Consider the following 21,679-nt stretch of genomic DNA (forward strand, 5'->3'; position numbering starts at 1 on the left):
GAAGGTTTTTCCGAAAAATATCGGAAATGATCCTTGCAAAAGGGAGGCTATGGCCTCCCTTTTTTTATGTAGGAGCATTCCGTTGGCAGAACAAAAGGATTATAGCCATGAAGTAAAACTTCACAGATATGGATTCGTTCGTTATCTATTGATCATAATCGGGACCATATCCTTAATTCTGGGAATTATCGGGATCTTTACCCCGGTTTTACCTACTACTCCGTTCTTACTTTTAACCGCAGCTTGTTATGCGAGGGCCTCTCAAAAATTCTATAACTGGCTGATGAATAATAAATATTTCGGAAGTTTTATTAGGGATTGGAGGATACACAAAGCGATCCCTCTAAGAGCAAAGATCATCTCCGTTTCCACAATCGTGATCACAATGACTATCAGCGCGATATTCGCACCGATCCTGCAAGTTAGGATCGGAATGGCAGTGATTGGTGTATGCGTAATCTATTATATTCTCCGCTTTCCGACTAAAAAGAAAGAAGTTTCCGAATAATCAGTTATTATACGGTGAACGGGAAGGAAGCATATGATACACTTTCGGATCATTCTCTCTCAAAAGTTCCGCTGTATCCAATGCTTCTTGGATCTTTAATTTTTTTTCAGGTTCTTCCAACATCCAGGAAGCTACGAAAGATTCCAATCTTCTATAATCCTTAATATACACCAAAGATCTGAGATAGTTGATCCGATCCTCTTCCGAGAGGATCTTAGAACCCGAAATGATAGAATACACGTTTGCAGAAGCCCTGTAATTCGAAGTGTGAAAGTAAGCATGGGCCAAAAATCTTTTTTCGTTAAAAGGAAGATCAGGGAACTGATTGTATAATTTGATCGCCTTACGGAAATTTTTATCTATATCCATCGTAAGACGTGCGTAAATATAAGCGAATTCCCTGTGAACAAAACCTTCTTTCGCGAATTCCTTACATTGGGCAAGAGCGTCGGCTTTATTTCCCAAAAGAAAATTCACTTTTAATAATATGAGTTTTAAATTCCTGTAATTCGGCTTGAGCTCTATTCCCTTCTCCGCTTCTGCTTTTGCTTTTAGATATTGCCCTGTTTCGAAATAAGCCAGAGCCATATTCAATCTGTAAAATGGGTTATAATTCGCAAGCTCTACCGCTTTTTGGAAATAGGGGACGGAAGATTCCCATTTACTTCTTCTTACAAATATCATTCCGAGAAGGTAATAGGATGGATCATGACTTGGATTAATCTCTACCGCTTTTAAAAGCGCTTTTTTAGATTGGGGATATCTTCCTATTACGTACAGATACGCGCCGTTCAGATAATGATACTCCAAACAATCCGGATCCAACTTTTTCAAACGTTCTATATTCGCTTGGGCTCTTGCTAAAGCATTGGATCTTAAGAGATTGATGGTCTCCGTATTGAGGGCAAGGATCTGGTATTTTCTTCTAGAAACTTCGCTTTGGTCGGTCGGTTGAGGGGGAAGAGGTAATTCCCCTTCCGGAGAAGGGGCAATTATCGATTGGTTTTCGTCGGAAAGTTCGGTTTCCTTTGATCCTAGGTTCGTTCCGAATAAAAATATAAAACCTAGGAGTAATGCAGAAATATTCTTCCGACAGAAGATCATTCGGGAGCAGGACCTAACTTTTTATAAACTTCGGTATTGTTCAGATCCGGATTGAGTAGTTCTAAAGTTTCTTTATTCGCTTTTTTCACTATATAACGAATATCGAATCCTAGATTCAAAAACCTAAATATAAGTTCAGGCTCTCTAGACTTGGTTTCTTTCTCGTAAAACTCGTATTCTATTCTGCGCTGATTTTCTGGATCTTCCGGGTTTTCGTAGATCGCAAGTCCTGGTCTAAAGATAGAAAGTTTAGGAGCCTTACCCGGATCCGAATTTTTACACTGTCCGTCGGCTGCACAAACGGCGGTTCTTTCCCAGATACCTAAAATTCTCTCTTGTAGTGGAGGTTGACAGCCTATAAATAAGGATAAGATCGCTAAGGAAAAAAGAATTTTTTTCATGGAAGCCAAGCTATATCCTATAGTAAGGATGTCCAGGGAATTCCCGAGCCCCCGGGGACCTAAAGCGATTTGAGGAATAAAGTGAGGCTCTAAGCGAATTTTAGATTCGCTGAAAGTACTCGTCGATCTTGAGCACTTCAAATGTTTTCATCAGGTCGGGATGTATTTCCCTAATATCGATCTCGATCCCTTCTAACTTAGCGTTTTTGCAGAACCAAACCAAGGAACTAATAGAAATGGAATTCATCACGGGAATTTTGCCCAGATCCAAGACGATTTTAACCGGCTTTTTGGCGATCGCATCCATTAACTGGTTTCGAAATGCGTAATAGTCGTTAAAAAGGGCAGTTAGCTCCGGTTTGATCTCGATAATCTCCGAATTTTCACCCATTTTCGATTTGAGTCCTTTTTTGGCCTTTTCTGAGAAATTTTTGGCCGGATTTCTTTTTTTATCTTTGGGAATTTTGAAATTCAACCGAAATTTTATTCGGGAGAGCTTTATGTTCCAAAAAACACATTTCATGAAGACTCAGGACTTGCTCGAGAGAGGAATGAACGCTGCCTCTATGAAAAGAAAAGTCCTCGCGGACAATATCGCGAATGCGGATGTTCCCCATTTTAAAAGAAGTGAAGTACTTTTCGAATCCATGATCAAAAGAGCCTTGGAATCCGAAAAGATAGAAGCTTCTAAGGCGATCCCGACCAGGATCGAAGATGAACGTCATATTTCCTTTTTTACACCATTAGATTATAAATCCGTAAAGCCAAAGGCTAACATAGATTATCTGACCACAGTCAGAGCCGATGGAAATAACGTGGATCCCGAAAAAGAAGTAATGGAAGCATCCAATTCTCAAATGCAATACATGATGATGGTCGAAAGACTGAATGCGAACTTCCGTGATTTGAAGAACGTAATGAGGTTGGCTTAATCTCGATAGAGACATAGCTAAGATTTAGAGGAAGAAGATGGGACTATTTAGCGCAGTTAATATCTCCGCCACCGGGCTTTCGGCACAAAGACTTAGAATGGATGTGATCGGGAACAATATCGCGAACGCAACCACTACCAGAAATACGAATGGAGACGGTCCTTTCCGTAGGGACAGAGTGATACTGACTCCCGTAAATCTAAGAACCCGCTGGAAAAGCCCAGTTTATCCTTTTGGTCTCTCTCCCGGAGAAGGTAAGGGTGTGAAAGTGATGAAGATCGAGAAGGATATGAGTCCTTTAAGATTAACTTACGATCCTACCCACCCGGATGCGATCCAGATTGGACCTAAAAAAGGCTATGTAGAAATGCCGAACGTAAATATAGTCACCGAAATGACGGACATGATCTCTGCTTCCAGATCCTACGAGGCAAACGTCCAGATGATCAACGGATCTAAGGCAATGTTCAACAAGGCCTTGGAGATCGGAAGAGCTTAATAGGAGAGAAGAATGAACGTAGATTTTAATTCCAAACTTTGGTACACCTATAACTCGGGATATTCCGATTCTCGTTATCCCCTTTCTCCTAAAGGAGACAAGGTTTCCGTAAAGATAGAAGACCAACGTCATTACGGAGATGTGAAAGAGCCTGTTGCTCCGGACTATGTTGCTGAAAGTTTTTCGGAAGCGATGAGAAACGCATTCAAATCAGTAAACGATCTACAAGTAGAAGCGGACGAACTCACTCAAAAAATGGTATATGATCCGAATAGTGTGGACGCTCACGAAGTGATGGTCGCTTCCGAAAAAGCAAGAGTAGCACTCACATTCACTAAAACTCTAGCGGATGGTGTAGTAAGAGCTTACAGAGATCTTACTTCCATGAGATAATTTTCATCATTCGATTATCTATTCCTAATATAAAAAAAGGCGGGTGGAGACCCGCCTTTTCCGTATAAACCAAAGCCAAATCTTACGGTTTGATCTTTTTGATTAATTTCAGATCGGCTTTGCCGAACACTGCAATTTCGGTTTTTCCGGAACCTTCTTCCTTGCCGGTTACGTAAATTTTTTCACCGAAGAAAGTCACATTGGAGTTCGGGCTGATCTCCTCTTCACTTCCCGCAGTTTTCTTTAAGGCTTTGTCGTAACGGCTTAAATAATATTTTCCGTTTCTCTCTTCAAAGGCGTAGATCTCTTCTCCTTTGATGATCATTGGAGATCGCCAGAATACCGAATCAGCAGACCAAATCGCAGGTTTTAATGTTTCCTGATCGATCAGTATCAATTTGTGGGCAGCGGAGTGATCGGATTCGTAACCGACCACAAGTGCTTTTCCATCCACTACTTCGAAGGTACGTCCACAAATCTTATTGAAGTCACCCTTGAAGATCGTATCGTCCTTGGTAGGATCTAACGCGTGTAACTCATTGCTATAATGTCCGTCGGAAGTGTACTTTAAGGTTTTTAAGAATAGAATTTTTCCTCCGACAACGTTCTTGTCGAATTCTTCCTTCTTCTTCTGTTCTTCTTTAACCGTTTCCAGTTCCTTTTTAGTTTCTTTCAGTTCTTGTTTTAACTCTTCCTTGGACTTATTATCATCGGACTTAGCCTCGGATTTTTTTGAGTCTCCGGAGGAAGAACTTTTGGAATCGGAAGAAGATGAGGAAGATTTAGAATCCGATTTACGGGATTCTTCTTTTTTAGCGATTTCTTTCTCTTTTTCCTTTAATTGTTGCTCTTCTTTTTTGGCCTTTTGTTGTTCTTGTTGGGCCTGTTTACGTTCTTCTTGTTTTTGAGTGATCTTTTGTTTGTTTTTAACAGGATCTTTGTTCAGTTCCTGGATCTCTCTTTCAGCTTCTCTTTCTTTGTTGGAAGCTTCTTCTTGTTTTTTTCTATTCTCTTCTTTTTTGTCCTGGAGTTTACGTTTTTCTTCGTCTGCCTTCTCGTTTTGAAGGTCGTTCATTCTTTTTTTATCGTCTTGGCCTTCTTTCTTTTTGTCCAGGTCCTTATTGACTTCTTTTTCTAGCTCATCGGTATCCAGATCTTTTCCGTCGTCGGTAAGAATATTAAATACGATTGGGATTACGATCTGTGTTTTACCAGGCCATTCCGTATAACGTCTACCGATACCGATCTTGTCTTTTTGCGCGTTTTTCACAACTTCGGTATTATACTTACGTTTGATATAATCCGCACTCTTACGATGGATCGCATTGTAATAAAGTATATAAGTCGCTAATGTATCCGAGTTCGCTTCGGAATATCCGAAATTTGCCTTAACATATCCGGAAAGGATCCTTTGGATGGAGTTGATATGTCCGTAGTCGGCGTCTTTACCGATGCTAATCAGATCGGCTCCGAATTTTTTTTCCTTCTCGTCGGGAAGGATGCGGATCGCGGTGATCCCATCCGCAGAAGCGGGAGATTTAGGATCTTTTTTTAATGCTTCGGAGATACCGGCACCGGTTCTGGCGTTACTTCCTTTTGTCTCTTCGTCGGCTCTTGCAGCGGATCTATTGATGAAGTTCACCTTTCCGGTAGAACGAACTTCCTTTTCTCCAAGTTTGGGCCCCTCTTGGGCGAAGATCGGAAAGCTAAAACTTCCGAGGAAGATTAGAAATACGGCCAGTCGAATCCGTGACATTATGGAACTCCTTACAAATACGAATCTCCCGAAATCGGGTGAGACGATTGGCTATCTTACGATTCTAGTTAGGACTCTGCCAAGGATTTTTCAATTCTTCCAGAATGTTGGAACAGTAAGAAGTTGCCTCCCGAGACCTGATTTTTACCCTAACCTCATGAGCAAATTTGAGCGCCGAATCTACAATTTTTGCGCAGGTCCTGCGATGCTTCCCACTCCAGTCATGGAAAAGGCCGCATCCGAGTTTCTGAACTATCGCGGATCCGGTATGTCCATTATGGAAGACAGCCATAGGGGAAAACTTTTTGAAGAAGTCCTGGATACATCCCTTTCCTTGATCAGAGAATTATTATCTATTCCGGAAAATTACGAAATTATGTTTCTTTCCGGAGGAGCTAGCCTTCATTTCTCCGCCCTCCCCTTAAATCTTCTAAAGGAAGGGGAATCGGCCGACTTCGCAGTCACAGGTATCTGGGCGAAGAAGGCTATGGAAGAAGCTCTCAGATTCAATCCGGTCAAAAAGATCTACGACGGAGAAGATCATAAGTATACCGAGACTCCGGAACTAAACGACTCCATGGTAAATCCGGGAGCGGCTTACGTATACATTACTTCTAATAATACTTTATTAGGAACTCGTTATGCGAATATTCCGGATATCACCAAGGCTCCACTGATCGCGGATATGACTTCCGAAATTCTTTCTAGAAAAATAGACGTAAGTAAGTTCGGCGCGATATTTGCGGGAGCCCAGAAAAATATCGGACCTTCCGGTCTCAGTGTTCTCATTATCCGCAAAGATCTGCTCGGTCGTTCCGGAAGAACCGTTCCTATATTGATGGATTATGCTCTGACAGCAAAAAATAAATCCATGTATAATACTCCTCCTACTTATTCCATCTACATGTCCAAACTTGTGTTTGAATGGCTAAAAGATCTAGGCGGAGTGGAGAAGATCGAAAAGATCAACGAGGAGAAGGCTAAAATCCTGTACGATTATTTGGATACAACTTCCTTTTATAATGCTCCCGTAAAACCGAATTCCAGATCCGTAATGAACGTTGTCTTCACTTTGCAAGATAAAAATTTAGAATCTAAGTTTTTGGCTGGAGCAGAAGAAAGAGGACTCCACGGATTAGAAGGTCATAGGTTAGTCGGCGGTTTACGAGCTTCTATCTATAATTCCATGCCGAAAGAAGGTGTAATTGCCTTAGTGGAATACATGAAGGAATTCGAGAAAAAGGTTTAAATCTTTCGGAAGGATAAAATGAAACACATTCTTCTGATCCTCACTCTTGTGTGCGCGGGTATGATCCGGATATCCGCTTCTCCATTATTTTTTCCTACAAAACTGAAAGTAGGCCATTGTTTATCCCAAGGCTCTGGCTCAAAAGAGTTAAAGGAATTTTATACTTCTAAACTCTCTCCGGAAGAGAGGACCAAGATCGCCGAAAATCTCGCCTTACAAGAAGCTAAATCCGCTTACCAAAGTTTGGAATGTATCCGTATGTCCGGACTTTCTAAAGAAGAACAAGTGACTTTACTCGCCGACCATTCTCGTCATAGAGAAACCAAAGAACTTATGTTTTCTTATTACGAAAACTTTTTACTCTCCGACGAAAAGACCATTCGTTTGTCCGCTTTTGAAGAGAAAAACTTACGTAACTTTTTAGAGGCTAAAAAGGAACTTTTAGCAAGGCTTCACCAGGCTGAGTACCAATCCTTATCGGAAAAGCTTCTTCCCTTATCCACTTTCCAAAATACCTATATGGCCCTCTTCGTCCAACATTGGGAATTCTACCAGACCGCTCCCGATTTCCTGAAAGAAGGTCTCTTCGATTAAGAAACTTTTCCTTATTTTCCGATCCTTGCTGTAAATTGCTTGAATCGGAGAATTCACGTAGGTACGGTACCTATAGAACATGAAAAAAATTGGCATCGCTTCCGATCACGGTGGATTCGAACTCAAAGAATACCTTCGCAAAGAATTGGCGGACTCGATTGAGATCCTGGACTTAGGCACAAAGGATGAGACCTCTGTGGATTATCCTTTAGTAATTGCAGACGCTTGCAAAAAAGTACTTTCTAAAGAAGTGGATGGACTGATCGCACTTTGTGGGACAGGGATCGGAGCTTCTATCGCAGCAAATCGTCATAAGGGGATCAGAGCTGCTCTTTGCCATGACGAGTTCACCGCGGAAATGTCCCGCCGTCATAACAATGCAAACGTATTGGTTTTAGGCGGAAGAGTTTTAGGTAAAGACCTGGCAGCCCGAATCGCTCAAAAATGGCTGAATACTTCTTTCGAAGCGGGACGCCATGAAAGAAGAGTGGGTCAGTTAGACACCATCGTTTAAAATCGGAATATAACTTTTAAGAATGCGAAACAAGATCCTTTATCCGGTCTATCTCTTAGGTTTGGTCGGTCTTGTTTCTTTTTTCTCCGTCTCCATCTCAGCCGAATCCAATTCATTTTCTTTAAGCGCATTCGTTCTCAAATATGTTCGTTTGGGAAGTACGGAAAACGGAGCCCCCAAATTAGAATTAAGTCCCCGCGATCGTAAAGAAGGTTCCGATCTATTTTTAGATTTCGAGGAGAAGGAAGCCTCGGACCTGAACGACAAAGCGGGAGGTTACAGAATATTATCCTCTTCTTATCTTCCCGATTCGGCAAAGGCACATTCCGGAAAAAGATCCGCAGATTTCGTCGGTAAAAGATCGGGTATCAAAGTTTCCGGAAAAACAAAAGGAATACTTACAAGTTCCGACATTAAGGAGGAATTTTATATCTCCTTTTTTATATTGCCCGGAAATCTGGATAAGGAAGCCGTCCTACTCTCCAAAGAGCTGTATACTCGAGGAAAAAAATTCGGCTGGGACCTTAGGATAAAAGACGAAATACCGATATTAGAATTTCGTAATTTTTTCCAAAAAACGGACAAAACACATTTATCTTTGAAACTTGCAGGGAACTCGAGACTATCCAGATCGGATTGGAATCATTTTATCATCCATTTCAAGCCTGCTCAAAGAGAAATTGTATTCTATATTAACGGGAAAGAAACCGACAGGGCTTCTGTCTCTTCTAAGGAACCGATTATGCGGATCGGTTTCCATCCGGAGGACAGCACTCCGTTCAAGATCGGGGAAAGTTTTTACGGATGGTTGGACGACTTTTTAGTCTCTAAAGGAAGCCCTGATCCTGAGGTCCTATCCACACAATACGACGGGCAAAAATACGATCCTTCTTCCTTTACTGCGGATGCGAAATTCGGGACCGCAATTTCTCCCGTTTACAAGACCAAGTTCTCCAATTCTCTACCGGAAGCAATATTATTAAAAGCGAATATACCCAAATCTTCCGTGCTCGAGTTATATTTCAGATCATCTCCTAAAATTTTCTCCAAAACGGAAGAATACCCTTCCTGGAAATCGATCGATCTCAGAAAGATAGAAGAAGAATTCAAAGAAGATGATCCATATAGGGAAACGGAAGAAGAAAGTTCTCCAAAAGGAAAATCTTCCAGCTATCGTATTCCTCTGGATAAAATCTGGGGAAACAAACTCTCTTATTTCAAATATTACCAAGTAAAGGTCAAATTTAAGACCGATTCAGGTTCAAAGTCCAGCCCTGAATTAGAAGCATTAACTTTTTCTTATAGAGAAACTACTCCTCCAGTCAAACCCGCCGGTTTAAAAATAGTGAACTTTGACGATTATGATCCGGAAGCACAAAGTCCTCGCGTTTGTTTGAGCTGGACCCAAAACCCGGAAAAGAATGTGCAGCAAAAAGGCGGTTATGTTATCCATTATGGGGTCGGTCCAAACCGTATGGTCGGGATCTTAAAAGGCACCAGCAAAGAATTGGAAAAAGGAAAAATGCCGGTTCTATCCACCAAGGGAAAAACCAAACATCCGATGAGCGAGTATTTGGATCCGATCTTGGGTGATGATTCCACTTGTCCTAAAAGAAACGACATGAGCGGGCCTAAACTTTGTCAGTGTATAGACAATCGGCTCATTTCTTTGAACGCGGAAAAGCCGGAAGAAAATGACGACGAAGATGATAGTCCTAAATCCAAAAAGAAAAAGAAGAAACCTCGTAAGGACCCTTACGATAAAAAACTTTTATTCTTTCAAAAAGGATTAACGTATTATTTCAAAGTTGCGGCTTATAACTCTTTGTACGATCCGGAAAATGGTCCGGACCAACTGAGTCCATTAAGCGACCCCGTCGAGGTCTATTTCCTGAGCGAGTAAGATCTTTACTAAATTCTGCTCTTTCCATTTAGGATCCGTACATAAGATCCCATCCAAGTCCGCCAAAGAAGCGGTCGCAATCTCCAACCATTCTTTCCAATCCAGATTTTTAGAAGCAGAAAGCCGTATCGCAAGCGAGATCTCTTCCTTTCTTATGGTGAGAAAATCCAAGAATAAATTTTTGGATTGGTTCCAGATGATCTCCCTTGTTAAAGGATCGGGCTCTTTTGCAAGAACCGTATCCAAACTAGGAAGAGCCAAAACGAAGATATGATTTTTTTTGGTAAGTGATTCGATCGCATTCGATACGGAGCGACGAGAAGCGGAATTTCCGAGCATCAAATCCCTGAAACAATCGGAAGAAACTAATAATTTCAAACTTTTGCTTCCGGATAAATTTTGGATAATTCTCTCAAGGCTTCCAATCTTTGATAAGAATCCGATTTAAACACTTCGTTCCGAAAACAGGAGCGAAGTAGTTCGGAAGCGGAGAGGTCTCGTTTCTCCGCCTCAGTCCTCAATAATTCGAATTCTTCCTCGGTGAGGAGCATCTGAAATCTTCTTTCGACACGGGCCATTACTCCTCTTCTTTCAGTTCCTTTTCGTTTTTCAAGTAGGTTCCGTAATAAATTTGAGAATCTAGGATTTGTCCAAGGCTTTCGTAAATCGCCCCAATATTGTAATTTGCCTGATTCAAACGAAAATCATGCTTAAAAGACTTCTTAAATAGCTGAATAGCTCGGTCTTCCCTGCCCGCATACCATTCGGACATGGCCCATAAAAAGGTCCACTTTCCCAAATCCGGATCTCTCGGACTTACCTTTGCTAAATATCCGACATTCTCTTCGAAAAGACTGGCTGCTCTCAAGTAATTATCCCGGATCTTTCGGACCTTCTCCATTCTAGAAAACACATCTTCCGAATGACCAGGCAGTTCCAAGTCGGCTCTCCAAAAAAGTGCCCGGGCTAAATAGAGTTTATAGACCAACTCATTCGGATTTTTTTTAACGTATTCTTCCAGGAAAGGAAGGCTCTCCGCTTCTTTTCCACTTTGGTGAAGAAGTAAAACTTTCTGTTTTGCCGCCTTATTCCATTCTCTTCTATTTTCTTCTTGAGGAAAAGAAGGAGAAAAACTGGAACAGATCAGAAGGATGTATAAGAGAGAGCGCATTTTCGATTCAATCTTATCCGACAGAAAAATATTAAATATATGTGTACAAATTTTTTCCGTTTTCCGGATAAGGAAGTGGAGTGATCTGATATTCCTTTCCTATCGAATCCAAGATCATTCTAAGTTCCGATTCTCTTTCCTCTCTGGACAAAACGAAAATTTCGGAAGGAGAGACTCCAAACCCGTAATCTTCCGCTCCGAGTCTAGGTTGGACCTCCTCAAGTACTTCCTTTCTCCATTTGTCAATGGCAGAATAATCCAAGTCGCCCGTACATTTGATCTTGTATAAATTACATCTGCTTCTTTCACCGTGAGTTGCCCAACGAAGAAGTAAAAATTGGATCTGGACCAAATCCCTTTTGTCCTGGATGGCATGCGAAGCCTGCTCTATCTCTAATTGTAAAAATGCATCTTCCACGGGTTCTATGGAATTTTCCACATTCTCTTTAATCTGATCCGCCAGATCGTTATTAGGCGGGTCCGGGAACATTAGGAAAAATCTAAAATCCAAACCGGATCTAAAAAGTGGAAAAGAAACAATTCTCATCACTCCATCCAAATCCGCAGAGTCGAATTTTTTACGGAAAAAATGATCGTTACGCCTTTCTTCAGTAACGTCAATGATGGAAACATCTCCCGTTTCTTTCCCTAAAAATTGATCTCCGTATAAAAAGATCATATTCTGACGGCTATAAGGTTGTAAACCGTAGGACACAACAGGAAGATAAGCTCCCCTTCTTCTATCATAAAAATGAATACTGAAAGATTTCAGATGAAGAGAGGAAAAAATCGTAAGATAATATTTTAATAAAGAAGAAACGGGAGCATCCAAACCCTGGTGGATCTCATCTAAAACTTCTAAAATTTTCCTTTTTTCACGGATCGGTTGTTTATCCAACCAGCTTCTGAATTTTTCCGAAAGGGGAAGTTCCTCGTTCGGATCGGTTTTACGAATTCCCCACCAAGCTCTCGCCCAAAGAAAAAATCTGGATTTATGCTGAGGAGCAAGCCCCCTCGCAGCTTTCAAACCGATCTCCGCTAGTCCTGTTACTCTCAGGGCTTTTGCTAATAGTCCCGAATCTTTTGGACGATCTAAAATTTGGATCTTAGGAATTTCTGGAGAAGTGGATTTTACCTTATCCACAAGTCTCGCTAATTCGTCCGTGAAAATAGAATCTCTCTTTTTCTGAAGAGCTTCGGGCATTTCCACGACGGATACCGCCGAAGGAGCGGAAGCCACTTCACTTTCTATATGGATTGGCTCTTTCTTTTCTCTCAAAAACTTAGGAGTTAAAAAAGAATCCCCGGGCAGATCGAAAGGTAGAACATAGAATGTCCCGCTAGCACTAGGTTTAGTCTCCAAAACGGGAGGGATCGTTACGATTTCCGGAAGATCGGGTAACTCTTGCATTTTTGCCGCTTCGATCTGTTTAAAATTGGTCTCTTCTATCCTTTTAGAAAGAGTTTGAATGAGTTTGGAAACATCCGATTTCGAATAGGAAGAAGAGGATTTACTTTTGCGGACAAAAAGGATACAAGCATCCAATAGGAGCAATAAGCCGAAAAAAACCGGAAACAATATTAAGAAAATATTACGTTCGAAAGGTACTAAAAGCAAAATCCCTTGGATAAAACCTATCTTATCTTCCGGATAAAAAGCGTAATATGCCCTGTATAATTTATCTCCTAAACGGATCTCTTTAAAGTCGGTTCCTCCATCTTTCATAGATTTCAAAACTTCTTCCGAAACCTTTCTAGGATCCGTTTTATCCCCATTTTCTTCCCAATCTTGGAAAGTGCCTAGTCTTGGTTCAGGAACGAAGTATTCCACCTTATCGTCCAAGGAAATTTTGAATTTTTCCTTATCTAAGACGGCAAGTACTGCGACAGACTTCGTATATAAGGGAACGAATAGTACAGGTTCGTTTTCTAAAGAAAGAAAACGACTCGTCTTTCCTTCCCAAGCTTGGGACAATAAATATCTTTCCTTGTCCCCTGAAAATTCCAGATTCGGAGTATTTTTTAGGTTCGGGTCCCAGGATAAAAAATTTTTTACGGGAAGAAATACATTGTTCGCGTCCAATTCTTCCGGATCCGATTCTCTGATCTTTTTTTCTAACTCTAAGATCTCTTTATTAAAGGAAACAAATACGGATTCCAATCTGGACTTATAAAAGATCCCGGAAGGGAAGTACGGTTCTAATAAAAGTACTGAAACGGAAAATATAAAAGATAAAGCGAGTATAAGTCTGAATTTAAAGCCGATCATTTTGCCTTTTCCCTAAATTGTCCGAGTAAACGGATCAGCTCGGTTTTCATTTGGACCACCTCATCTCTTTCGGAAAAACGGTTCTCCATTCGGATTGTGAAAAGTATTCTTGAGGCGAGTATTCCGCAGATCAAAGAAATTAAAGAAATCGAAAATGCACTTAAGATCAATAATAACTCTTCCGCTCTCGTTTTTCTAGGTTGCGACAGAAAAATTTCTAGATCTTCTACGTTTGTCTTTTCCCAAACTGGGCGGAGTAATATATTCTGGGACTTGGAATTTTTATCCAACAACGCGTGTATCATTACCTTGGATTCTTCCGAGTTTGAAATACCGGCAGAATCCGGAAATAATGGACTGTTAGGATTCAGATTGGTTTCCAGTAGTTCGAAATCTTCTTCCTTCTTTTTAGAAGAGTCCGTCTCATCATGCCCAAGCCCTCGCGGCCGACTGAAGACCCAATATAAGATCCCGTCGGAGAAGTCTCGCGGTAAAAAGGATTTTTTAGAACCGCTTGCTTCTTGGACGATCCGATCGCCGTCTTCTTTTAAGATCTGTAGATATAGATCACCTGAAGAATTTCTGTATAATAAAAATCCATCCGTATCTTCTACCCAACCAGCTTTCGGCACCTGCATTCCGAGTAATCTGAGTCCCTTATGAAATCCCGGTCCTTTCGGATCGGAAGAATACATGGTTCGGAAATTATAATCATAAATTCGGATCTGTTTTAATTGAATGGAAGAACTGAAAAGTTTTCCTAAGGCTTCCGCATCCTTGTCGGTTTCAGGTCTTGGAAATTCTCTCATCAAATATTCGAATCTATAACCCAGATCATAGTACTTATTTTGAAATCTTTCTAGGATAGAGTCTAGGAAAGATTCCTTTTTCAGTTTAGGGTACAAACTAAGAATTTGGATCGGAGAGAAGAAAACCGCGTCCTTCCAAGCGCCCGGGAAAAAAGGGATGGAAATCAATACGATACATAGCAGTATCAGAGATAGAATTCGAGATCTTTTGCTATGTTTACGCGGGTTCACCCTTCTAGTATCGGCGATTCCTTCATAAAGAATCAGTCTAATTCAATGGGATAATCGATACTTCTCGGACCAATATGATATTTTATGTATTTATAGACGGGATAGGCTTTGGGGAAAACAATCCGGATAAAAATCCATTCTCCAAGTATGCAAAGGGGATATTTCTACCCTTGGGCAACAAAACGATCCCGGAAGATTCCCCCTCCAAATTAAGAGAACTCACCTATCTTAAAACGGACGCAAGTATGGGAATCAAGGGACTTCCCCAAAGCGCCACAGGCCAAACTTCACTTTGGACAGGGATCAATGCCTGCCAGGTCTTGAACCGTCACATGAGTGGATTTCCCACATTCACCTTAAAACGTATCATCGCAAAATATTCCATTATTCGTATCTTAGAAGAGAACGGATTTAAAGCGGATCTATTGAACTGTTATACCCCAGGTTTTGCAGAACATATAAAAAAACATCCTAGACATGTATCCGCTTCTACTTTGATCCAAATGGCTGCAGACAAACCCTTAAGAGATATGGATGATTTGAGAGATGGTAAGGGTCTATATATGGACATCAGCCGCGATTTCCTTAGGAAGTTCGGAAAGGACTTTATAGATAAGGATGATCCGGTTTTAGAGATCCAAGATCCGTACAAAACCGGTAATGAGATCATTCCCGCGATGAAGGATCATACTTTGTGTATCTACGAATACTTTATCACGGATAAGGTAGGCCATAAAATGAACTGGAAAGGTGCCGAAAAATGTATCTCCGACCTGGAGAGTTTTTTACTCGGAGTTTTGGACGCGATGGATCCTGAACAAGACCAGCTCATTCTCACTTCCGACCATGGAAACCTGGAAGATCTGACTGTAGATGTGCACACGGTGAATCCGGTGCCAACTATTCTGTACGGTAAATATACGGAACAAATGAAGGACAAGATACACGCTTTAAAAGATATCCCTCATGCAATCTACGATTGTTTAGGGATACAGATCCAAATGTCCGAACAAGAATTTATTCAGACATCTGCAAATTAAAATTTCTTAATATTTCCAATCGTCGTCTTGACGATCATCGTCGCTAGGTTTAGCTTTTCCGCCGCCTTCTCCGTCCTTGTATCTAAGATCGTCTTCTATCTGATCCAAGGCTTCTTTTTTCCAAGCAGCCGATTTTTTACCTACAGGACTATCGGGATTTCTATCCGCAGATTCTTGGAAAACCGCAGCAGCTTTCTCATACTTTCCGCCTCTGAAATAAATGGTCCCCTTTCTGAACATAGCGGCTTGATCCAAGGTTCCGTCCGAATTTTCCAGGATTTTGTTCAAATACTGGATGGCTTGTTCCGATTTTCCCAAAGCGTCGTAACTTTCCGCGATATAATACCAGGCTTGTTCCCTAGCTCTTTCGCTGACACCGATGTCCAAAGCCTTTTTCAAGGTTTCGATCGCAGAGTAATATTCCTTGCGAACGTATAATTCTCTTCCCTTCTCGAGAAGTCCGGAACGGAATTCCTTATCCACGGCAACCTTGTCCGGATCGAAGTAAGCGTCGGACTGAACGTAATCCTCGTACACATCGTAAGCGGACCAATCTTTACCCATTCTACGTAAAGATTTTCCCCATCTGACCCTCGCTTTTACGTTTTCAGGATCTTCTTGTAAGGCCAATACGTAGTTCTTTCTAGACTGATCGTAGTTACCTTTTTTCATATAATAATCGGCAATTGCGGATAACGCGTTGGATCTAAGCTTATTGTCTCCGGAAGTCCTAAGAACTTCTTCCAAGTGTCCCTTACCTTCTTCATCCCTGTTTAATAAAAGAAGTAGATTCCCAAGGCCGTAGGCGACCCTAGCCTTTTCCTCGCGAGCCAAACCTTCTTTTTGGTTCAGCTCTCTGAAGATGCCAAGGGCTCTCATCTTATCTCCGGTCTTGTCCAGAGCGGTTGCCAGATCGTATTGGATGCGGAAAGAAAGATCCGTGCCCACATCCTTGGAGGATAATTCAGCGAAAATGTCCAAGGCCTTTTCGGAAGATTTAGGATTGGAATGTTTTAGGAATTCCTCTCCTTCTCTGACTTTTTCCATGATCCCTTTATTTGTGGAATCAGTGTCTTGGATCACCGCAGTGTATATTCCGGTAAGAAGGCCTGCGCATACGAATAAAAATCCCGTGACTAAAATGATGGAACGGTTCATCTTCTTCCTCCGCCGATCCGGGCCAGACATTGTTTGGTCCAGAACTCGGTTCGTTCCGGATTGTAGTTCTTTGTATCCTTTTGAACGAAGAACTTTAGGGCTTTATTATATTCGCCCTTCTTATAAAAAGACATTCCGAGGAAAAACTTTGCTTTTCCTCTAATATCTATATCACTAGAACCTGCATAAGGAGCCAATTGTTTTACCGCTTCTCCGTATTCGTTTTTCCAATACGTCGATCTCAATACACGATCAATTTCTTCGTCGGTCGGTTCTTCCTGCTCGACGATCAAAGGTTGTTTTTCATCGTTCTGAACGTTTTGGTTATTCTGAGGAACTTGCTCTTCTTCCGTCGGTTCGTTTTTGCTAGGTTTGTCGTTTTCTGCCGTTTGGGTATTGTTCTCGGTAGGACCGGATCCACCGATCGCCACATACGATTGATCCTGAGTCAGTGTGAAATCTTCCAAATCTCCTCGTTTTACGGTAACCCCAAAATACATGGTTCCGGTGTAGGCTTTCATCTTCACCATCACGTTCGTATCCGGATGAGCTATTTCTCCCAATTTTCTAACATTACCGCCAAGGAAAGTAGAAACCCCGCCCGATAACGGTTTACCCGCTTGGTAGATGGAATAGATAGTATTTTCATCCGCACGATCGGGAGATTTCCAATCTAGACGAACTCCTCCGTCAACCACACTTGCCTTCAGATCCTTTACGTGCATTTCATCGTATGCGAATTGAGGATTTGTAACTACTGAATCTCCTTCGTTAGGAGGTTTTCTTTTATCTTGATCATAAACATAAAATTGACGAATGAAGGATTGGTTCTGCACCAAAGGTAGAACTTCTTTCAAACCTTGTTTTACGGAAACGCCATAATAAAGAGTTTGTGACTTTGTCAGATCCTGATCCAAGAAAGTGTTTTCCGGATGAGAAACTTCCGCTAACTTCTCCGCTTTTCTCATCGATGTCATGCTGGACATCGGTTCTGCGGATTTATAGATCGTGTAAATAGTCTCCCCTGGAATTCCTTTAGGATACGGTTCCCAAGAAATACGAAGGAACTGACCTTCTCTTTTTACGGAGATATCGGTGACCCTAGCATTATCCGAAAGATACTTCTGCTCCTCAGGTGGCGGCTGATTCGTATTCGTAGCGGGAGGGTAATTATTCTGAGTATTGGTCGGAGGATAATTTGTCTGTGGTTGTGGATTGTTCTCTATCACAATCGGGATCGTAGTGTAATTACGATTTGCGACTAATCGAACATCCTTCTTCCTTACGTGATGAGCCAATATAACTGCGTAATAATAAGTTCCGGGTTTCAGATTATAATCATAGATCTGATTCACACCGTTAGCGACACCGCTCGGAAATTTTCCTAACGAATCGGAGATATAACATTTTTCGGGACTATCAATGATGGAAGAAGAACGGGCCACTATAATCTCGCCTGTCTCCCTAGGCGCCTCCCAACTGATTCGAACGGACCTACCATCTTTTAGGACTTCCACGTTGATCGAATTGGCGACACTTGCGTTATCATTATCCAGACGAAAGTCCTGGGCATAGATAGAGCCGCCAAATACCGAAAGGAAGAATATAGATAGGATCCGGAGTCGAATTTTCATCTGGAAATGAGGTTCCGAATTAGATTATCGGTTGCTACAACGCAAATTTTTACTTCGGTTTTTAGGAGAATGTGGGGAAAATAATATAAAATGCACAATATATGGAAACTTCTCCTTTCGGTTTGGTCTTGACTAACGAAAGCATTCATATGACATAATACGACTTCCGGCAATTAAATGATCGATATAGAATATTATTACGACCCAGAATATCAGAATTTTCTCCTCTCTAGTAAGAGACGTGAGCTTACTCCTCCGGAAATCGTTTTGAAACATTTTTCGCTAAAGGATGTGCAGAATATCGTGGATTTCGGGATGGGTCTTGGTTTCTGGACGGAAACACTTCTCAAATCCATTCATAAAGAGGGCTGGGTCTGGGGTGCAGAATGTAACCAAGATTTTCTGGACGAAGTATTACATTGGAAAAACCGCGAAAATATCCAAAGATTCACTCCGTTTTATATGGAAAAAGCGGACCGTCCCCTATTGCCGGAATGGATCCCTGTTCCTGAAGTTATTTTTGCATCCTTAGTACTTTCCACTTTTGCCGACCCAGGCCAAGCAATGGACGGCCTCATTCGTTCGATGAAGAAGGGTGGCAAATTGATCGTCCTAGACTGGGTTAAAAACGAATATCCGATCGGCCCTAGGATCAACGATAAGATCTCTTTGGATAAAATGAAGTTTTTAGCGGAACAGTATAAATTAGAAATTATTAAAACTGTTCGCATCAGTGAAAACGTATACGGATTGGAAATCCAATCAGGCCCTGAATTCGAATACGGTTATTACGATCTGAGAGAAGAAGAAATGTATTCGGAAGAATTGATCCGTTCTTAAACTTCTTTAGCTTGTATATGACGAACAGTCCAAACGGATGATCGGCTAATTATTTAGAAAAATCTAAATAATTAGCCGATCGCGGCAAGTATCCTGGCGGAGACCTTACCTTCTTTATCGGCAACATCAGGGATATACTCTCCGATCTCTACAGTCAAGAACTGTCCCGGGCTTAAACTTTTCACATCGCTTTCGGGTATCACTGCTTTTAGATAGTTGTCTGTCACCGCAATTCCGCCTCTTTCCAAAACGGCCTCTCTGCTTTTAGAGAATTGGCTTTCTGCATATTTGCGATGCAGCCTTTGAGAAAGATCCATAAGAGAATGAACTCTTTCCTTTTTAGTATCCTTAGAAACGGTTTCCGGAAATTGCTCCGCGGAAGTATTTTTCCGAACGGAGAACGGAAATGCATGTATTTTAGAAAAACCTAATTCTTCCAGAATAGAACAAGAGTCCTGAAAATCCTGTTCTGTTTCTCCCGGGAAACCTACGATCACATCCGTTCCTAAAAATAAATCAGGGATCTTGGACTTAGCGAGTTCTATCCTTTTACGGAAAGTTTCCGGAGTATAACTGCGTTTCATTCTTTTCAGGATCTCTTTACTTCCACTTTGTAAAGGAACGTGCAAGAACGGAGTAAATCTAGGATGGGTAAGAAGTTCCGCAAGTTCCACACCCACATCCGGAGGCTCAATGGAAGAAAGTCTGAGCCTGGAATATTCCAATTTATTTAAGATTGCCTCGAGCATTTTAGGAAATGCCTTTTTGCCTTCTGCGTCCCTATACCATCCCAGGTTCACACCCGTAAGTATGATCTCTCCTACTCCGTTGTCCTGAAGAAAGGAAACCTGATCCAGTACATCCTTCCAATTTCGGGAGACACCCTTTCCTCTGGCCTGGGGAATTTTACAATAAGAACATTGACGATCACATCCGTCTTGGATCTTTAAATAAGCCCTAGTATGTCCATTTGGTAGAACGTCCGAATATGCAAATCGATCTGAAACGACTGGAATATAAGAAGGATCCGCTCCTTCTTTTTCTAAGATCAATCTAGGCAGATCCGATTTGTTCTCGTTACCGATCACACCTGCGATCCCAGGAATGGATTCTATGGATTCTTTGTCGGTTTGAGCATAACAACCTGTTACCCAAACCTGAGCGCCGGGATATCTTTTGATGGCATTGCGAATAATATTACGATTTCTTGAATCTGCTTTATTAGTGACGGTACATGTATTGACCACAACCACATCGGGAATATCTTCCGCACCGGCTACGGAATATCCGTGTTTACTCAAAGAAGAGAATAAACCGTCCGACTCAAAAAAATTGAGCCTACAGCCTAAGGTATGGAATAATACTTTTTTTTCAGCCGGCGGAAAGGGCATTGATCCTTGCCTCTATTCTTCTGATATTACCTTTTATTTTTTCGTCGTCCGGTTTTAACTTAAGTGCGGATTCCAATTGTTCTTTAGCGTTTCTTAATTGTTCGAGGGCCTTTTTGATATTCCCTCTTTTTGCTTCTTGGTTTCCCGCTTTTTCGTAAACTAACCCTAAATTATTCAACACATTCGGATTATCCGGAACTAAAGACTGAGCCCATTTCAAACTGACTTCCGCTTTTTCCGCGCTTCCTAAATAGAAATAAACCTGAGCTTCCAGAACTAAAGGACGGTAATCGCTCCCATCTTCTGCTTTTAGTTTTTCGATAATATATAATGCTTCTCTCGCTTTATTATTATATAATAAAGAAGTCGCGTATAATAATCTTACTTCTCTATTTTTAGGATTGGATTGGTAAGAATTATATATGATCTCCAAAGCGTCGGGATTTCTACCTACTTGGATCAGATATCTGGCAAAATCGATACTAACGGCCGGATCTCCGGGTTTTAATTTTAAAGCTTCGGACCAATGAGTGGCTGCAGATTTATTTCTTCCCGCATTATAATGACAGAAAGCCGCCAAATAATGGGTTTCGTAGGATCTTTTTCCTTGTTCGTGAAGTACACGAATGATCTCTAAAGCTTTTTCGGAATTTCCTTTTTGGAATTCTTCCAATGCCGTTTGGTAATCCGGTTCGCTTTGAGCGATAATATTCCCCGCGGAAGATACAAATAGTATCAGTGTAAGTAGGAGTATTTTTCCTTTGTGCATCTTTTGGTCACTTTTTATAGGCGGGAAAAATTTTAGGTGGGGACCCCCATTGATTTTGTATTTAGACAATCAATTAAGGAATGAAATGGCTCCACCGGGTCGATGAAAACGATTATACTCGGATATCGTATGGAAAGGAAATGTTCTATTCTTTCCTCAGATACGATCTGAAAATCCCCGGTTTCCAAAACAGGTAAACCGTCCAAGTTTCTGTATATCTCGTATTCCTCTTGGTCGAGGAAATCCGTCAACAGCATATAACCGGATCCGAAGTAGACCCCGCCTTGGAAGTAGTATTTGTAGAGGACGCGTACCTCGGGAAGAAATAAATCAGGCTGGAAAACACATAGGGAAATTTTTTCGATCCCTGCAACGGTTCTGATCTTACGTAAATGGAACCATACCTGACGGACCAAAAGGTAAAGGAGCACAAATATGATGGGAATCAGGTACGGCATACACCCTCTCCAATAAAGTCTCCCTTTCTAGATCAAAAGCCCCCTTTTCGTTTCCG

Annotated in this window: 24 protein-coding genes; 10 read left to right on the top strand and 14 right to left on the bottom strand. The window is 41.4% G+C overall.

Annotated features, from left to right (window positions below; translation table 11 throughout):
- Positions 1-49 precede the first annotated feature (49 nt).
- Positions 50-508 carry a YbaN family protein gene (locus AB3N61_RS15835; protein ID WP_052005209.1) on the top strand — a complete coding sequence of 153 codons (459 nt, stop codon included), beginning with the start codon at positions 50-52 and terminating at the stop codon, positions 506-508.
- Here the strand turns inward: AB3N61_RS15835 and AB3N61_RS15840 are convergent, their stop codons facing one another.
- The 3 genes from AB3N61_RS15840 to AB3N61_RS15850 all read right to left on the bottom strand — a co-directional run bounded on the left by AB3N61_RS15840 (position 509) and on the right by AB3N61_RS15850 (position 2,404).
- Positions 509-1,612, bottom strand: a complete 1,104-nt coding sequence (locus tag AB3N61_RS15840; RefSeq protein WP_367898058.1) for a tetratricopeptide repeat protein — start codon at positions 1,610-1,612, stop codon at positions 509-511.
- Positions 1,609-2,013 carry an LIC10301 family lipoprotein gene (locus AB3N61_RS15845; protein WP_232420979.1) on the bottom strand — a complete coding sequence of 135 codons (405 nt, stop codon included), beginning with the start codon at positions 2,011-2,013 and terminating at the stop codon, positions 1,609-1,611. Before AB3N61_RS15845 ends, AB3N61_RS15840 begins: the two co-directional genes overlap by 4 nt.
- 100 nt (positions 2,014-2,113) lie before the next feature.
- A complete protein-coding gene (locus tag AB3N61_RS15850; protein ID WP_036089317.1) occupies positions 2,114-2,404 on the bottom strand; it encodes an STAS domain-containing protein in 291 nt (96 codons plus the stop codon).
- Between the two features lie 109 nt (positions 2,405-2,513).
- Between AB3N61_RS15850 and flgB the strand changes: the two genes are divergently transcribed.
- The 3 genes from flgB to fliE are packed head-to-tail and all read left to right on the top strand — an operon-like array spanning position 2,514 to position 3,837.
- Positions 2,514-2,945 carry a flagellar basal body rod protein FlgB gene (gene flgB / locus AB3N61_RS15855; RefSeq protein ID WP_020769034.1) on the top strand — a complete coding sequence of 144 codons (432 nt, stop codon included), beginning with the start codon at positions 2,514-2,516 and terminating at the stop codon, positions 2,943-2,945.
- A 37-nt stretch (positions 2,946-2,982) separates the two neighbouring features.
- Positions 2,983-3,444, top strand: a complete 462-nt coding sequence (flgC, locus tag AB3N61_RS15860; RefSeq protein WP_020769017.1) for a flagellar basal body rod protein FlgC — start codon at positions 2,983-2,985, stop codon at positions 3,442-3,444.
- A gap of 12 nt (positions 3,445-3,456) precedes the next feature.
- Positions 3,457-3,837: a flagellar hook-basal body complex protein FliE gene (gene fliE / locus AB3N61_RS15865; RefSeq protein WP_020769365.1), complete on the top strand. Its 381-nt coding sequence runs from the start codon at positions 3,457-3,459 to the stop codon at positions 3,835-3,837.
- An 82-nt stretch (positions 3,838-3,919) separates the two neighbouring features.
- Here the strand turns inward: fliE and AB3N61_RS15870 are convergent, their stop codons facing one another.
- The gene (locus AB3N61_RS15870; RefSeq protein WP_367898059.1) at positions 3,920-5,593 is read right to left on the bottom strand and encodes a P83/100 family protein; all 1,674 of its coding nucleotides are present in this window, start codon (positions 5,591-5,593) and stop codon (positions 3,920-3,922) included.
- 157 nt (positions 5,594-5,750) lie between these two features.
- On the opposite strand from AB3N61_RS15870, the gene serC reads away from it, so the two are divergent.
- The 4 genes from serC (at position 5,751) to AB3N61_RS15890 (ending at position 9,853) form a co-directional block, all read left to right on the top strand.
- A complete protein-coding gene (serC, locus tag AB3N61_RS15875; protein WP_367898060.1) occupies positions 5,751-6,842 on the top strand; it encodes a 3-phosphoserine/phosphohydroxythreonine transaminase in 1,092 nt (363 codons plus the stop codon).
- Between the two features lie 18 nt (positions 6,843-6,860).
- Complete coding sequence (locus AB3N61_RS15880; RefSeq protein WP_020769259.1) at positions 6,861-7,436, top strand: hypothetical protein; 576 nt, start codon at positions 6,861-6,863, stop codon at positions 7,434-7,436.
- Between the two features lie 79 nt (positions 7,437-7,515).
- Entirely contained in the window at positions 7,516-7,950 is a 435-nt protein-coding gene (gene rpiB, locus AB3N61_RS15885) for a ribose 5-phosphate isomerase B (protein ID WP_020769363.1), read from the top strand.
- A gap of 22 nt (positions 7,951-7,972) precedes the next feature.
- Positions 7,973-9,853: a hypothetical protein gene (locus tag AB3N61_RS15890; RefSeq protein ID WP_367898061.1), complete on the top strand. Its 1,881-nt coding sequence runs from the start codon at positions 7,973-7,975 to the stop codon at positions 9,851-9,853.
- Here AB3N61_RS15890 and AB3N61_RS15895 read toward each other — a convergent pair.
- Genes AB3N61_RS15895 through AB3N61_RS15915 form a run of 5 tightly spaced genes read right to left on the bottom strand, consistent with a single transcriptional unit; the run spans position 9,815 to position 14,333 of the window.
- On the bottom strand, positions 9,815-10,231 hold the full coding sequence (locus AB3N61_RS15895; RefSeq protein WP_020769186.1) for a hypothetical protein: 417 nt from the start codon (positions 10,229-10,231) through the stop codon (positions 9,815-9,817). The genes AB3N61_RS15890 and AB3N61_RS15895 overlap by 39 nt on opposite strands.
- Complete coding sequence (locus AB3N61_RS15900; protein ID WP_036089237.1) at positions 10,228-10,431, bottom strand: hypothetical protein; 204 nt, start codon at positions 10,429-10,431, stop codon at positions 10,228-10,230. The genes AB3N61_RS15895 and AB3N61_RS15900 overlap by 4 nt, the downstream gene beginning before the upstream one ends.
- Positions 10,431-11,024 carry a tetratricopeptide repeat protein gene (locus tag AB3N61_RS15905; protein ID WP_367898062.1) on the bottom strand — a complete coding sequence of 198 codons (594 nt, stop codon included), beginning with the start codon at positions 11,022-11,024 and terminating at the stop codon, positions 10,431-10,433. The genes AB3N61_RS15900 and AB3N61_RS15905 overlap by 1 nt, the downstream gene beginning before the upstream one ends.
- 31 nt (positions 11,025-11,055) lie before the next feature.
- A complete protein-coding gene (locus tag AB3N61_RS15910) occupies positions 11,056-13,293 on the bottom strand; it encodes a hypothetical protein (protein ID WP_367898063.1) in 2,238 nt (745 codons plus the stop codon).
- Entirely contained in the window at positions 13,290-14,333 is a 1,044-nt protein-coding gene (locus AB3N61_RS15915; RefSeq protein ID WP_367898064.1) for a hypothetical protein, read from the bottom strand. The genes AB3N61_RS15910 and AB3N61_RS15915 overlap by 4 nt, the downstream gene beginning before the upstream one ends.
- A gap of 74 nt (positions 14,334-14,407) precedes the next feature.
- On the opposite strand from AB3N61_RS15915, the gene AB3N61_RS15920 reads away from it, so the two are divergent.
- A complete protein-coding gene (locus tag AB3N61_RS15920) occupies positions 14,408-15,373 on the top strand; it encodes a metalloenzyme (RefSeq protein WP_367898065.1) in 966 nt (321 codons plus the stop codon).
- A gap of 6 nt (positions 15,374-15,379) precedes the next feature.
- Here the strand turns inward: AB3N61_RS15920 and AB3N61_RS15925 are convergent, their stop codons facing one another.
- Together AB3N61_RS15925 and AB3N61_RS15930 are read right to left on the bottom strand one after the other, a co-directional pair.
- Positions 15,380-16,531, bottom strand: coding sequence for a tetratricopeptide repeat protein (locus AB3N61_RS15925; RefSeq protein WP_020769062.1), 1,152 nt, complete (start codon positions 16,529-16,531; stop codon positions 15,380-15,382).
- Entirely contained in the window at positions 16,528-18,165 is a 1,638-nt protein-coding gene (locus AB3N61_RS15930) for a hypothetical protein (RefSeq protein WP_367898066.1), read from the bottom strand. The genes AB3N61_RS15925 and AB3N61_RS15930 overlap by 4 nt, the downstream gene beginning before the upstream one ends.
- Positions 18,166-18,342: 177 nt before the next feature.
- Here AB3N61_RS15930 and AB3N61_RS15935 point away from each other — a divergent pair, with 177 nt between their 5' ends.
- The gene (locus tag AB3N61_RS15935) at positions 18,343-19,005 is read left to right on the top strand and encodes a class I SAM-dependent methyltransferase (protein WP_020769297.1); all 663 of its coding nucleotides are present in this window, start codon (positions 18,343-18,345) and stop codon (positions 19,003-19,005) included.
- Positions 19,006-19,076: 71 nt separating this feature from the next.
- Here the strand turns inward: AB3N61_RS15935 and mtaB are convergent, their stop codons facing one another.
- The 3 genes from mtaB to AB3N61_RS15950 are packed head-to-tail and all read right to left on the bottom strand — an operon-like array spanning position 19,077 to position 21,623.
- The gene (gene mtaB, locus AB3N61_RS15940) at positions 19,077-20,396 is read right to left on the bottom strand and encodes a tRNA (N(6)-L-threonylcarbamoyladenosine(37)-C(2))-methylthiotransferase MtaB (protein ID WP_367898067.1); all 1,320 of its coding nucleotides are present in this window, start codon (positions 20,394-20,396) and stop codon (positions 19,077-19,079) included.
- Positions 20,377-21,165 (bottom strand): tetratricopeptide repeat protein, encoded by a 789-nt coding sequence (locus tag AB3N61_RS15945; RefSeq protein WP_020769006.1) that lies wholly within the window; start codon positions 21,163-21,165, stop codon positions 20,377-20,379. Before AB3N61_RS15945 ends, mtaB begins: the two co-directional genes overlap by 20 nt.
- A gap of 32 nt (positions 21,166-21,197) precedes the next feature.
- Positions 21,198-21,623 carry a hypothetical protein gene (locus AB3N61_RS15950; RefSeq protein ID WP_367898068.1) on the bottom strand — a complete coding sequence of 142 codons (426 nt, stop codon included), beginning with the start codon at positions 21,621-21,623 and terminating at the stop codon, positions 21,198-21,200.
- Positions 21,624-21,679: the final 56 nt, after the last annotated feature.

The organism is Leptospira sp. WS58.C1, assembly GCF_040833995.1.
Classification (GTDB): domain Bacteria; phylum Spirochaetota; class Leptospiria; order Leptospirales; family Leptospiraceae; genus Leptospira_B; species Leptospira_B cinconiae.

What these genes read in the sequence shown, in the direction of transcription:
- AB3N61_RS15835 (WP_052005209.1), top strand. Translation starts at nt 50, where the DNA reads ATGGCCTCCCTTTTTTTATGTAGGAGCATTCCGTTGGCAGAACAAAAG.
- AB3N61_RS15840 (WP_367898058.1), bottom strand. Translation starts at nt 1,612, where the DNA reads ATGATCTTCTGTCGGAAGAATATTTCTGCATTACTCCTAGGTTTTATA.
- AB3N61_RS15845 (WP_232420979.1), bottom strand. Translation starts at nt 2,013, where the DNA reads ATGAAAAAAATTCTTTTTTCCTTAGCGATCTTATCCTTATTTATAGGC.
- AB3N61_RS15850 (WP_036089317.1), bottom strand. Translation starts at nt 2,404, where the DNA reads ATGGGTGAAAATTCGGAGATTATCGAGATCAAACCGGAGCTAACTGCC.
- flgB (WP_020769034.1), top strand. Translation starts at nt 2,514, where the DNA reads ATGTTCCAAAAAACACATTTCATGAAGACTCAGGACTTGCTCGAGAGA.
- flgC (WP_020769017.1), top strand. Translation starts at nt 2,983, where the DNA reads ATGGGACTATTTAGCGCAGTTAATATCTCCGCCACCGGGCTTTCGGCA.
- fliE (WP_020769365.1), top strand. Translation starts at nt 3,457, where the DNA reads ATGAACGTAGATTTTAATTCCAAACTTTGGTACACCTATAACTCGGGA.
- AB3N61_RS15870 (WP_367898059.1), bottom strand. Translation starts at nt 5,593, where the DNA reads ATGTCACGGATTCGACTGGCCGTATTTCTAATCTTCCTCGGAAGTTTT.
- serC (WP_367898060.1), top strand. Translation starts at nt 5,751, where the DNA reads ATGAGCAAATTTGAGCGCCGAATCTACAATTTTTGCGCAGGTCCTGCG.
- AB3N61_RS15880 (WP_020769259.1), top strand. Translation starts at nt 6,861, where the DNA reads ATGAAACACATTCTTCTGATCCTCACTCTTGTGTGCGCGGGTATGATC.
- rpiB (WP_020769363.1), top strand. Translation starts at nt 7,516, where the DNA reads ATGAAAAAAATTGGCATCGCTTCCGATCACGGTGGATTCGAACTCAAA.
- AB3N61_RS15890 (WP_367898061.1), top strand. Translation starts at nt 7,973, where the DNA reads ATGCGAAACAAGATCCTTTATCCGGTCTATCTCTTAGGTTTGGTCGGT.
- AB3N61_RS15900 (WP_036089237.1), bottom strand. Translation starts at nt 10,431, where the DNA reads ATGGCCCGTGTCGAAAGAAGATTTCAGATGCTCCTCACCGAGGAAGAA.
- AB3N61_RS15905 (WP_367898062.1), bottom strand. Translation starts at nt 11,024, where the DNA reads ATGCGCTCTCTCTTATACATCCTTCTGATCTGTTCCAGTTTTTCTCCT.
- AB3N61_RS15910 (WP_367898063.1), bottom strand. Translation starts at nt 13,293, where the DNA reads ATGATCGGCTTTAAATTCAGACTTATACTCGCTTTATCTTTTATATTT.
- AB3N61_RS15920 (WP_367898065.1), top strand. Translation starts at nt 14,408, where the DNA reads ATGATATTTTATGTATTTATAGACGGGATAGGCTTTGGGGAAAACAAT.
- AB3N61_RS15925 (WP_020769062.1), bottom strand. Translation starts at nt 16,531, where the DNA reads ATGAACCGTTCCATCATTTTAGTCACGGGATTTTTATTCGTATGCGCA.
- AB3N61_RS15930 (WP_367898066.1), bottom strand. Translation starts at nt 18,165, where the DNA reads ATGAAAATTCGACTCCGGATCCTATCTATATTCTTCCTTTCGGTATTT.
- AB3N61_RS15935 (WP_020769297.1), top strand. Translation starts at nt 18,343, where the DNA reads ATGATCGATATAGAATATTATTACGACCCAGAATATCAGAATTTTCTC.
- mtaB (WP_367898067.1), bottom strand. Translation starts at nt 20,396, where the DNA reads ATGCCCTTTCCGCCGGCTGAAAAAAAAGTATTATTCCATACCTTAGGC.
- AB3N61_RS15945 (WP_020769006.1), bottom strand. Translation starts at nt 21,165, where the DNA reads ATGCACAAAGGAAAAATACTCCTACTTACACTGATACTATTTGTATCT.
- AB3N61_RS15950 (WP_367898068.1), bottom strand. Translation starts at nt 21,623, where the DNA reads ATGCCGTACCTGATTCCCATCATATTTGTGCTCCTTTACCTTTTGGTC.